The sequence below is a fragment of the Sporosarcina ureae genome, assembly GCF_002082015.1.
Classification (GTDB): Bacteria; Bacillota; Bacilli; order Bacillales_A; family Planococcaceae; genus Sporosarcina; species Sporosarcina ureae_A.
The window spans coordinates 2,973,940-2,986,590 of record NZ_CP015109.1 but is presented as its reverse complement, the minus strand read 5'-3'; the positions used below and the strand labels follow the sequence as shown (position 1 = coordinate 2,986,590).

Genomic DNA, 12,651 nt, shown 5'->3' with positions numbered 1-12,651 from the left:
AACTCCTTTTTGGTCAATCAGCCATGCATAGTTAAATTATGGCGTTTAAGTAAATCTTGTCTAGTAATTTCATCCGCATTATCTTTTTCATACTGTGACCAACTTAAGAAAATGCGTCCAATGATCACTACATAAACAATTTCTTGGATGACTTTCATCAATATACCGCCTAATTGCTGATCATAGAGCGTAGGCATATCTGTGAATAGCTCAGGTCCTGAGATGCCAAGGCCTGACAATCCAGCTAAAGTTCCGCTTGGCACGCAAAGCGCCATCGCTTGTAGCCACGCTTCACCACTGCTGTATGTTTCATACACAGGCACATCTACGAAGATGATTAACGAACAAGCGGGTGTTATGAGCAGAGCACTCAATATTACATAACCAATTTTTTTCAAACCATGTAATTGCGGCTGTCCTTTTACTGTATTCACTACTGGCCACCAGAGAAATATAGCAGAAAGGAAAAGTGTGATGGTGAAAATAGTGTGTAAAGGCAAACTCAACTTCACCTGATCCAGTATGAGTGGATAGTGATACATCGAGAACATAAATGTAAACACTAACAGACTAATGAGTGGCTTAGTCAGTATCATGAATACTTTTCTGAAAACCGTAAAAGATAGTAGCTTTTCCCATACCCAGTTCGGTATACCGATGATGAAGAACGGTGCTACGATCAAAAGCAATATAGCCATTTGAGCCATATGGACGGAAAATAAAATATGACCGATTAAATCCATTGGTGAACCTTTGACAATATACAGCAACACTATGGATGATAAGAAATAAACAGCTTGTCGTTTTGTCAACGGTTGTGACCCTTCAAAGCGATCCCGCCATTTAACTGTTATGAGGTAATATAGAACGATTCCAAGTGCTAGAACTATTAAAAAATAAGGACTCCATAAAGCCCTAAAACCAAAGATACTTAACGGCAAAATAACCACTCTCCTTTAATAATCAATTCGCTGAATCTATTCTGTGTATAGTGCTCATGTATTCACTATATATTTCATCACAGCACAAAGTTAACGAAAGTCTTACCTACTGCCTATTATACGAGCTTATAACGCATAACTCAATGTACGAACTTTGACAATTTCATCTAATAATGAATAGAAAAAGAGCTTATGGAAGAATCCATAAGCTCTTTCTGTTGCTTACCACCAAACGATTGTTACAAATGTAAGTGGGATCAAGAATCCTAATATTGCACCTGTAAACATAAACATTTGTGGAATGCCATGTCCTTTTTCATTCATATGCATGAAGTAGTAGAGTTGAAGACCAACTTGTACAGCTGCAAAGAGGAATAATGTAGGAATGATAAAGAATTTTGAGAAACCAGCAACGTCATTAAGATGAGCAAACACCATAGAAAACGATATAAGTGTTAAGAAAATCATCAAAGAAAACATCGCAACTTGGCTGCGCATTGATTCTTTTGCTCGACGTTGAGACAGTGACTGTTCAGCAGGAGATCTTTTAATCATTTGAACTTCTGACATCAACCGACCACTCCCATCAAGTAAACTACAGTGAAGATGAATACCCAAACTACGTCAATGAAGTGCCAGTAAAGTGAAAATGTATAATACTTAGTTGCGTTATACAAGTTCAACCCACGCTTGGAGTTACGGAAGATCAATAGTGTAACCCATACTAGACCAACTGCGACGTGGAAGCCGTGTGTTCCTACTAATGTGAAGAAAGAGGAACTGAACGCACTGTTACTAAACGTAAATCCTTCTTGAACGTAATGAGAGAACTCATACACTTCTAACATCAAGAATCCAAGTCCTAATAATGCTGTTAAACCTAACCATAACTGCATTTTTTTGAAGTTGAAACTCTTTAAATGATACATTGCGTATACACTTGTTAATGATGATGTTAAAAGAAGCATTGTCATAACAAACACTAACGGTAATGTGTATAATTCTTGCGTTGTGAAACCAAAGCCACTTGGACCTTTGTTTTTCAAAGCCATATACGTTGCGAACAGCGTAGCGAAGAGAATAGTCTCTCCACCAAGGAATAGCCAGAAACCAACAAATTTATTCTTTGCTTCCAAAGTAGCTCTCTCAGGATGAGCGGGCCATGTTTCAGGGGTGAATTTTGTATTCAAATCCATTAGTTACGCCCCCTTTTACTATTTTCTTGATCTTGTAAGATTTGTTCTTTTGTTACATAGTAACCTAGATCATCTTTTAATGAACGAGCTGCCATTGCAACGAATGTGAATGCAAGACCGAAGATCAATACTCCTAATCCCCATGAAGTTTCTTGATGGAACATTGCACCGAATCCAGCAATGAATAATCCAAGCGTCATCAACATTGGGATGATTGAACCATTCGGCATATGAATGTCCGTAATTGGTTCAGCTGGTGTAATCATTTCCTTACTACCTTCCATCTTCTCAATCCATAAAGTATCCAAACCACGAACTAAAGGAGTTGCTGGGAAGTTATAGAAAGGTGGTGGTGATGGAATTGCCCATTCAAGCGTACGTCCGTCGCCCCAAGGGTCATTGCCAACAGGCTCATTTTTAATAGTTGTCATAATGATGTTGATCACCATAACTGTAAAGCCAATTGCCATCAATAGTGCACCGATTGTACTTACTAAGTTCGCAATGTTCCAACCTTGTCCATCCATAAACGTCCAAACACGACGTGGCATTCCCCAGAAACCTAACCAGTGCTGAATTAGGAATGTCATGTGGAAACCGACAAAGAAGAATACGAAAGTAATTTTACCTAATAACTCATTCAACATTGTACCGAACATTTTTGGCCACCAATAGTGAAGGCCTGCAAAAATACCTAATACTACCCCACCCACAATTACGTAGTGGAAGTGAGCTACGATGAAATAAGAATCGTGTAACTGGTAATCAAGTGGTGCTGCCCCTTGCATTACACCTGTTACTCCACCCATTACGAATGAAGGAATAAAACCTAAAGCATAAAGCATTGGAGTCGTAACTTTAATACTACCGCCCCACATTGTCAGTAACCAGTTAAAGATTTTTACACCTGTAGGTACAGCAATCGCCATAGTAGCTACCGCAAATATTGCGTTCGCTGTCGGTCCAAGACCAACTGTAAACATATGGTGAGCCCATACCATGAATCCTAGGAAACCGATTAGCACTGTTGCGAATACCATCGCTGTGTAACCGAATAGACGTTTCCGAGCGAATACAGAGAATACTTCAGAGAAAATACCGAATGCTGGTAAGATCAAGATATATACTTCAGGGTGTCCGAAGATCCAGAAAATATGCTCCCAGATAATCGTGTTCCCGCCCATCGTATGATCAAAGAAGTTACCTCCAAACATACGGTCAAACGTTAAGAAAAACAATCCAACAGTCAACGGAGGGAATGCGAACAAGATCATCGCAGACGCAACAAACGTAGTCCATGTAAACAAAGGCATACGCATATACGTCATCCCTGGCGCACGCATGTTAATGATCGTTACTAGGAAGTTAATCCCTGCCATTAACGTACCGCCACCCGCGATTTGTAAACCGATTGCATAGAAATCAACGCCATGTCCTGGAGAGTGAAGTGATAACGATGCATAAGATGTCCATCCAGCATCTGGAACTTCACCGAATAACCAAGAGATGTTAAGGAATAAACCACCAAATGCGAACATCCAAAAACCTAATGAGTTGATGAATGGGAACGCTACGTCACGTGCTCCAATTTGAAGCGGCATGATCGCGTTCATAAAACCAAAGAGAATCGGCATGGCTGCCAAGAAAATCATGGTCGTTCCGTGCATTGTAATTAAGTCATTAAAAAGCCCTGCGCTTACGAGATCGTTGTTTGGTGTAATCAATTGAAGACGAATGATCATCGCTTCAATACCACCTAGAACGAAGAAGAATAATCCCCCGAGGAGATACAGAATTCCGATCTTCTTATGGTCGACTGTTGTCAGCCAATCCCATAGCGTTGCGCCAAAGCCACTTTTTTGAGCAACTGAACTCACTGTGTTACCTCCTATTCAATTTCCGCTTGAAAATTATTTTGCAACTTTTAAGCCCATCAAGTATTCAGCTAATGCATCTAAGTCTTCATCAGAAATTTGATCTTTGCTGAATGAAGGCATCGTATTGCCAGGTTTGTGTTTCTGTGTATCACGAATCCAGTCTTTCAGATTCTCTTCATCGTGTTCAAGGAAACCTGCTACACGATTACGATCACCGAATGAAGCCAAGTTAGGCCCTTGAGCACCAGACTCACCTACACCCGAAACTGCGTGACAACCGATACAGCTTTGAGAGAAGACCTCTTCGCCGTCAGCATTTGCAACAACAGGTTCTTCTGCTGTTTCTTGCATAGCTGCGACCCAGCTGTCAAATTGATCTCTCGGTAATGTTTTTACTTTAAAGTCCATCAATGCGTGAGAAGGTCCACATAGCTCAGCACACTTACCGTAGAATACGCCATCTTTCAAGCCTTCAGATTCTTTCTCAAATGACAGATAGAATTTATTCACGTTTTCAACGTTCGTATCTAGCTTACCGCCAACTGACGGAATCCAGAATGAGTGCTTTACGTCTGCTGCAATCAAGTTGAAATAAACTTTTTCATCAGTAGGTACAACTAGTTCCTGAGCAGTCACAATACCTAGATCAGGATATTCGAACTCCCACCAATACAACTTCGCAGTAACATCTACTACTAAGTTTTCAGCGTTACCGTCATCATCAACTGCTTCCATTGCTTTCACATCACCTAATTTATACGTGTAGTGAACGGTAGGAATAGCAAGAATCAAAAGTAAAACTATTGGAATGAATGTCCAAAGCAGCTCAAGTGTGTGACTTCCTTCCACTTGCTCTGGTATGTGATCTTCACCCAACTTCGAACGTCTGAAGCGGAATAATGCAACAGTGTAAATAATTACTACTACAATGATAACCAGTAACATAATTCCTGATGCTAATAGCAACAATTTGAACTGGTCATTAGCGACTTGTCCTGCTGGTTGGAAGGTTGAAATTTCTTCATTACCACAACCTGCCATGAACAAAGCGAAAACCGCTAGTAAAGAAAAGAGACGCCACTTTTTGAGTCCTTTAATCATCGCTAACTAATACCTCTCTTTCTAAAAAAATGTTTTTCTACTATGGAGGACTGAGTGCCCCTTTATGATGAATTCCTGTTTTAAAGAAAGAATTCCGATACGTTAGATGAATATAGAGAAAATAATCATGGATACAAACAAGATTGTCATATAATTTAAAGAATATACAAACATCCCCGTTGCCCACTTCAAATCTTCTTTGGCTTTAAATCCTTTAATAGCTAAATAAAGCCATCCAACATTCAACAGTGTTGCAAATACTATAAATCCGGTACCGAGCTGTGGTAACAAGAAAGGTAGTGGGAATAGTAACACTACCCACATGAGCATCGACTTTTTCGTCCGCTCAAAGCCTTTTACTACTGGTAACATCGGAATGTTAGCCGCTCGATACTCTTCTGTTCTTCGCATAGCCAACGCATAGAAGTGCGGTGGTTGCCATATGAACATAATGAAAAACAATGCCCACGCTCCCATTGGCAGTGTAGGATCAACAGCTGCCCATCCGATCAGAGGTGGAATTGCTCCTGAAAGACTTCCTACTACGGTATTGCTCACGTGCTTACGTTTAGACCACATGGAATACAAAACAACATAAGCGAATACACCCAAGATGCCAAGCCAACCTGCCATAGGTGAAGCAGAGAATAATAATACTTCTCCAGCCACTAGGAATGTAACGGCTAACGTCATCACAGCGGGAGCTTTAAATCTACCTGTTACTGTCGGTCTCGACTTCGTTCTCGACATGACGGGATCAATATCGCGGTCAATCAAGTTATTCATAGCGCCTGAAGATGCGATGATCAATCCAGTACCTAGAATCGCAAATACCAGTAGATCGAAGTTATGGAGAAAACTTTTACCAGTGAATTGAAATGCCAAAAAAAGACCGGTGAACGTAGTGATCAAATTCGAGTTGACAATTCCTATTTTGATTAGCGCCAAAAAGTCTTTCCATAAGGTAATTGTCTCTACTTTTGGATCTGCAACTGTCGAAAGCGTTCGACCGTTTGACATAATAACCCTCCTTTCAAAGTTTTCGGCAAAGACCCTATCACCTACTATATCTAAAATCGTCCGAAATTTCCAGACCATTTCTCAATTTATAGCGGTTTGTGCAACCTTTGTGTCTTTATCCTTCGCCTTCTATATAGTAATGCATTTCTAACTCTCATTTGTGAAGTTAAAGAGACTATTTTATGAACAATTTGTGAAAAGCCTTATACATCAGTGGTTTATTACCTTCATGCATTGTGTTTCCGTCAGTTTTTCGTTATCATAAGGCTTGCAATAGATGCTTGAATTTCATAGAAATGCTTGAGATTGAACTATATATCTCTTGATATTTTTTGGGGAGTTCAGGCAAAATTTTACGTAAATCGACCTTTTAATGGTCAATTCAATAGAAGAAGGTGTTTCGTACTTGCGATACAACAGATTTTTAAAATGGTTTGGTGTAGCTTCTACAATTGGAATGCTTGCGATCTTACTTGGTGGAGCACTAGTTACCAAGACCGACAGCGGTATGGGCTGTGGAAGACACTGGCCAGGGTGTAATGGACAACTTATTCCTGACGTCATTACAGCAGAAGTATTAATTGAATTCTCACACCGGTTAGTGACAGGTTCGGTAGGTATTTTCATTGTCATATTGGCTGTATGGTCATGGAAAGCACTAGGTCACGTCCGCGAAACAAAGTTTTTAGCTTTTATGGCAGTATTTTTCTTAATTCTACAAGCATTGATTGGAGCAGCGCAAGTATTATGGGGACAAGGTGATTTTATCTTAGCCTTGCACTTCGGGATTTCACTCTTATCCTTTGCGTCAGTCTTCCTACTGACGTTATTGGTTTTTGAAGTGGACCAGAAGTTTGACGCAGATAAAATACGTATAGATCAATCATTACGTTTCCACACTATCGGCGTAACCATTTACTCATACATTGTGATCTATACCGGTGCTCTTGTTCGTCATACTAACTCAGGTCTGGTCTGTTCTGACTGGCCGCTGTGCCGAAATAACGAATTCAGTTTACCGAACAATATGTATGAATGGATCCAAATGGGTCACCGCTCGGCTGCAGCACTAATTGTTGTATGGATTGGGTTTATCGCGATCAAAGCCATTAAACAGTACAGGGATCAACGTGTCATTTACTGGGGATGGATTGCAGCATTTGGTTTAGTGCTTGCACAAGCAACAACAGGGATGATTGTCGTGCTGACTAAATTGAATCTCTATTTTGCATTGTTGCATTCATTATTCGTCACTTTACTATTTGGTTTATTAACGTATCTAGTTCTCCTTGTATCTCGCAGCCGATTGAAGAAGTAACAAAAAAGCGTGTAACAGCTCTTTAAAGACTGTTGCGCATTTTCGTATACAAAAGGTAACAAAAACAGCTCCCACTGTCTTAACGACATGTGGGAGCTGTTTTTTAATGTTCTAATTCAATTAATAAGTCACCTGACGAGATCGAATCTCCAGGACCTACATATATCGCTTTTACAACTCCCGCAAAAGGAGCTTGAATCGTTGTTTCCATTTTCATAGCCTCTGTAATTAGCAAGTGTTCACCACGTTTTACCTTTGCACCAACAGATACTGCAACTTGTAAAACCGTTCCTGGCATAGTGGCTGCAATATGCGTTTCATTTGAAAGATCCGCTTTTTGCTTTGTATCACCTTTTGTTTCCACTTGTAAATCTTGGATAATGATCTCACGTGACTGTCCGTTTAATTCGAAATACAGCGTGCGTGTTCCGTCCGGATTGGGTTCACCAATCGACACCAATTTAACGATGAGTGTTTTTCCGAACTCAATCTCTATCTCGATTTCTTCACCTAAACGTAAGCCATACAAGAACTCTGGCGTATTAATGACAGAAACATCATCAAATTGTTTTCTTGTTTTGATATATTCTTCAAAGACTTTCGGATACAGGACATAAGCTAGCGCATCATGCATAGTAGCAGGCTTATCCATTTTTTCAGTCAGCTTCTTAAGCACATCTTGGAAGTTAACTGGCGCCAATAACTCACCGGGACGTACCGTGATCGCTTTGCGACCTTTTAATACTACTTCCTGCAGCTCTTTTGGGAAACCGCCATACGGCTGACCAATTGAACCTTCGAAAAACTCAATTACCGATTCTGGGAAATCGATAGTTTGTCCTCTTTCAATAACCGTATGCTCATCCAATTCATTTTGTACCATGAACAACGCCATATCCCCTACTACTTTTGAAGAAGGTGTTACTTTCACGATATCTCCAAAGAGGAAATTCACGCGGGAGTACATTTTCTTCACTTCTTCCCAGCGCTCTCCAAGCCCAACAGCTTTAGACTGCTGTTGCAAGTTAGAATATTGACCACCCGGCATTTCATGTACATAGATTTCTGAATGTGGACTGTTCATACCACTCTCAAACGGCTTGTAGTATTTTCGCACATCTTCCCAATAATGCGATAACTTTTCTAATGACTCTGTATTTGCACGTACATGACGTTCATTGTTTTGCATTGCATACGCAAGTGAATTAGCAGAAGGTTGTGAAGTCATACCCGCCATGGAGCCAATTGCTGTATCGACAATGTCTACTCCAGCTTCTATCGCCTTGGCGTACATATAAATACCATTTCCGCTTGTATCATGTGTATGCAAATGAATTGGCAGACTTGTTGACGCTTTCAATTCTGAAACCAAACGATAAGCTGCTTCCGGTTTTAGCAGTCCTGCCATATCTTTGATAGCTAGCATATGAGCTCCAACTGATTCGAGTTCTTTAGCCATCTCTTTGTAGTAATTGACCGTATATTTGGCACGATTGTCGTCCAGAATATCTCCTGTATAACAAATTGTTGCTTCTGCAATCTTTCCTGTTGAACGTGTTTCATCAATTGCTACTTCCATACCTTTAATCCAATTCAAGCTGTCGAAAATACGGAAGACATCGATACCTGACGCAGCCGACTCTTTAATGAATTCACGGATAACATTATCAGGGTAGTTAGTATAACCAACCGCATTAGCACCTCTAAAGAGCATTTGGAACAAGACATTAGGTACTTGCTTGCGTAATTTCTCTAGTCGATCCCACGGACTTTCTTTCAAGAAGCGATACGCTACATCGAATGTCGCGCCTCCCCACATCTCGAATGAGAAGAGATCTGGCAATAGATGCGCACTTTCTGTCGCAATCTGTGTTAACTCTTTCGTTCTCATACGCGTTGCCAGTAAAGACTGATGTGCATCTCGGAAAGTCGTATCTGTCAATAATACATCGTCTTGCTTTAATACCCACTCGACTAAGCCATCTGCACCTTGCTCATCTAGAATCTGTTTCGTTCCTTTTGGTATCGGTGAATTATAATCGATTTTCGGAATACGTACCGGGTGCAAAACAGGACGTGTTGCATCATCTATGCCAGGGAATCCGTTAATCGTAACATTTCCAAGATACGATAAAGCCTTCGTTCCTCTATCTTGCTTTTTGGCAAATGTAAATAATTCTGGAGTTTCATCGATAAAGCTCGTGTTGTAATTACCCGATAAAAAGTTTTCATGACATACGACATTTTCAAGGAAAGGTATATTCGTTTTAATTCCTCGAATTCTGAATTCCTTCAAATTTCTGTGCATTTTGCTTGCAGCGTCCCTAAAAGTAGGGGCCCAAGTTGAAACTTTTACTAGTAATGAGTCGTAGTAAGGGCTAATAACAGAACCTTGATACGCATTGCCCGTATCCAAGCGAACACCAAACCCACCACTTGAACGATAGACCATTACTTTGCCTGTATCAGGCATGAAATCATTTAACGGATCTTCCGTTGTAACACGTGATTGAATAGCAAAACCAAATAACGGAATATCTTGTTGCTTCGGTATGTTGATCGGTTCAGAATGAAGCGCTTCACCTGCCGCGATTAACACTTGTGACTGTACGATATCAATTCCTGTAATCATTTCAGTGATTGTGTGTTCTACTTGAATACGCGGATTGACTTCGATGAAATAGAAAGAATCGTCAGCTACTAGAAACTCTACGGTACCCGCATTGATATAGGATACATTTTTTGATAGTTTAACAGCGGCATTACATATTTCATGACGTAATTCTTCGGTTAGTGAAATAGAAGGAGCAATCTCCACGACTTTTTGGTGGCGACGCTGAATAGAACAATCACGTTCGTACAAATGGACGATCTCTCCATATGTATCACCTAGTATTTGTACTTCTATGTGTTTGGGGTTGGTAATATATTTTTCTACATAGACTTCATCAGAGCCAAATGCAGATTTCGCTTCGGATTTCGCTCGATTATAAGCCTCTTGTACTTCTTCCGGTGATTCGACGATTCGCATGCCTCGTCCTCCGCCACCTAATGAAGCTTTAATAATGATCGGATAGCCATGCTGTTCACCAAATGCCGCCACTTCTTCTACGGAGGTAACCGGTCCATCACTACCCGGAATCACTGGGATATCAGCCAATATTGCTTGTTCTCTAGCCTTTACTTTATCGCCGAACATTTCTAAATGGCCTGATGTCGGACCAATAAAAATAATCCCCTCTTCTTCAAGACGCGCTGCAAACTGAGCATTCTCTGCTAAAAAACCGTAACCTGGATGGATCGCATCGACATCCGCTTTTTTAGCAATGTCGATAATTCCTTCAATATCCAAGTATGCATCGATCGGCTTCTTGCCTTCCCCCACCATAAAGGACTGGTCGGATTTGTAACGATGTAGCGAGGCACGATCTTCCGCTGAATAAATACCAACTGTCGCAATGCCTAACTCTGTACATGCTCTAAATACGCGAATTGCAATCTCGCCGCGGTTTGCGACTAGTACTTTCCTAATCTCTCTTCTCTCCACCAACAAATCAATCCTCTCTACTTTGTTCTCTCATACTTCACAAACATAGAAACGTTCATCAGTATACCAAGCGCAATCGACAGGAACACAACTGATGTACCACCATAACTAATGAATGGCAACGTAACGCCTGTTAACGGAATCAGTCCTGTTAATCCACCTAAGTTTACCAGTGTTTGAATAGCAATCAAGCTACCTACGCCAGCTGCGAGCATTCTTGCATGGGCGTCTTTCGTACGCAATGCAACAGTAAACGCTCTCATCACGATGAAAAAGAGACCTCCAAGAACAAGTGTTGTTCCGAGCAATCCAGTTTCTTCAGAGATTACTGCCATAATAACATCAGTATGGGGCTCAGGTAAATAGCCAAGTTTCTGAATACTGTTTCCTAAGCCTACTCCTTTGAGCCCTCCAGCACCAATTGCAATGTATCCATTGACTATTTGTAGACCTGAACCTTGTATGTATTCAAAGGGATCTGTAAAGGCGAGAAAGCGCCCCATACGTGAAGCAGTCATGACTGTATCCCACTTAATCCACAGTACAATACCGATCAATACGCCAAGTAAAGCAAAGAAACGGCTGATAATCAAATAGTTTTTCACTTTCATCCCGCTTGCCATGATGACCGATATAGCAACAAGAAATAAAATCATCGTCGCTCCAAAATCCGGTTCCAACAGAACTAATAAAAGAGATGCTGTTAAAACAGAAAATGTCGGAAAAATAGTAGTTTTAATCTCGTCCAATGTTCCTCCGTAGTATTTATTCGCAAATACACCCGAGAAATATACGATAAAGGCAATTTTCGCTACTTCTGTTGGTTGCAAATTCCCTATTCCAAACGGTAAGGAAAGCCAACTTTTAGCTCCTACAGCGTCACCAAATCCGATGAACTTGACAAGGATTAATAAAGTAAACATCATAATTAGCGTGCCATATAAGAATTTTTTATTTCGATAGTGTCGGTAAGGAATTATGGACACCATTAGAAATGCCGGAATAGCAATAGCTAAGTTCATTAATTGTTTTTTAAAGAAATGGGATGGTTCAAAATTATAAATATTCATGGCCCATACCATGCTTGCACTGTAAATCATAATCAATCCAAATAAACAAAGCAGTAAATATACGATAAATAATGGATAGTCGAAATTGCGTAAAATTCGATTCATATAAGTCTTCATTTTCTTTAAACCTCATCGTCCTAAATAAAAAACTCAAACCGTTGGAGTAGTTTGAGTCTTCCATTTATTTATTTGTATACAGTTCGTGTAAAACATTTAACTCTTTTTCCAAAACAGAGATTATTTCACGGCCCTTGTCATGCTCCACTAGACCAAGCTTAACAGCAAAATCAATCTCACGAGATAGTCCGTACATTTGCGTATCAAGTACTTCCTCATATAGTGGACATTGCGGCATCGTTAAATTATCCATTTGAACTTTAATCAGCTTTGCGATTTTCTCTGCATCGATTTGTAGTTGTTTCATGGCTTGTTCTTTGTACGTATCTTGAACTTCTATATCCATGGAGACGCCCCCATTATTCATTATTCCCGCAAGGTGTTAATGTCTAAATTGTATCTTTTGCTCTTACAAATTGCAAGTGTTACCCAATGAAAAAATTGAACTGAAATGAAATCCTTTT

Annotated in this window: 10 protein-coding genes; 1 reads left to right on the top strand and 9 read right to left on the bottom strand. The window is 40.2% G+C overall.

Translation table 11 applies throughout. From position 1 onward, the window contains the following. Window positions 1–17 precede the first annotated feature (17 nt). The 6 genes from ctaG to cyoE form a co-directional block, all read right to left on the bottom strand. Entirely contained in the window at window positions 18–941 is a 924-nt protein-coding gene (gene ctaG, locus SporoP17a_RS14445) for a cytochrome c oxidase assembly factor CtaG (RefSeq protein WP_083035332.1), read from the bottom strand. A gap of 222 nt (window positions 942–1,163) precedes the next feature. Further along, window positions 1,164–1,511, bottom strand: coding sequence for a cytochrome C oxidase subunit IV family protein (locus SporoP17a_RS14440; protein ID WP_083035331.1), 348 nt, complete (start codon window positions 1,509–1,511; stop codon window positions 1,164–1,166). After that, the gene (locus SporoP17a_RS14435) at window positions 1,511–2,137 is read right to left on the bottom strand and encodes a cytochrome c oxidase subunit 3 (protein ID WP_083035330.1); all 627 of its coding nucleotides are present in this window, start codon (window positions 2,135–2,137) and stop codon (window positions 1,511–1,513) included. Before SporoP17a_RS14435 ends, SporoP17a_RS14440 begins: the two co-directional genes overlap by 1 nt. Then, window positions 2,137–4,014 (bottom strand): cytochrome c oxidase subunit I, encoded by a 1,878-nt coding sequence (locus tag SporoP17a_RS14430; RefSeq protein ID WP_083035329.1) that lies wholly within the window; start codon window positions 4,012–4,014, stop codon window positions 2,137–2,139. The genes SporoP17a_RS14435 and SporoP17a_RS14430 overlap by 1 nt, the downstream gene beginning before the upstream one ends. A gap of 33 nt (window positions 4,015–4,047) precedes the next feature. Further along, entirely contained in the window at window positions 4,048–5,115 is a 1,068-nt protein-coding gene (coxB, locus tag SporoP17a_RS14425) for a cytochrome c oxidase subunit II (protein ID WP_083035328.1), read from the bottom strand. 102 nt (window positions 5,116–5,217) lie between these two features. Continuing rightward, window positions 5,218–6,135 (bottom strand): heme o synthase, encoded by a 918-nt coding sequence (gene cyoE / locus SporoP17a_RS14420; RefSeq protein WP_083035327.1) that lies wholly within the window; start codon window positions 6,133–6,135, stop codon window positions 5,218–5,220. A gap of 373 nt (window positions 6,136–6,508) precedes the next feature. Between cyoE and SporoP17a_RS14415 the strand changes: the two genes are divergently transcribed. Beyond that, window positions 6,509–7,453 carry a COX15/CtaA family protein gene (locus tag SporoP17a_RS14415; protein WP_083035326.1) on the top strand — a complete coding sequence of 315 codons (945 nt, stop codon included), beginning with the start codon at window positions 6,509–6,511 and terminating at the stop codon, window positions 7,451–7,453. A 103-nt stretch (window positions 7,454–7,556) separates the two neighbouring features. Here SporoP17a_RS14415 and pyc read toward each other — a convergent pair whose 3' ends face one another. The 3 genes from pyc to SporoP17a_RS14400 all read right to left on the bottom strand — a co-directional run bounded on the left by pyc (window position 7,557) and on the right by SporoP17a_RS14400 (window position 12,533). Beyond that, complete coding sequence (pyc, locus tag SporoP17a_RS14410) at window positions 7,557–11,003, bottom strand: pyruvate carboxylase (protein ID WP_083035325.1); 3,447 nt, start codon at window positions 11,001–11,003, stop codon at window positions 7,557–7,559. A 14-nt stretch (window positions 11,004–11,017) separates the two neighbouring features. Continuing rightward, complete coding sequence (locus SporoP17a_RS14405; protein ID WP_083035324.1) at window positions 11,018–12,187, bottom strand: FtsW/RodA/SpoVE family cell cycle protein; 1,170 nt, start codon at window positions 12,185–12,187, stop codon at window positions 11,018–11,020. 64 nt (window positions 12,188–12,251) lie between these two features. Further along, window positions 12,252–12,533, bottom strand: coding sequence for an Fpa/YlaN family protein (locus SporoP17a_RS14400; RefSeq protein WP_029052412.1), 282 nt, complete (start codon window positions 12,531–12,533; stop codon window positions 12,252–12,254). Between the last annotated feature and the right edge of the window lie 118 nt (window positions 12,534–12,651).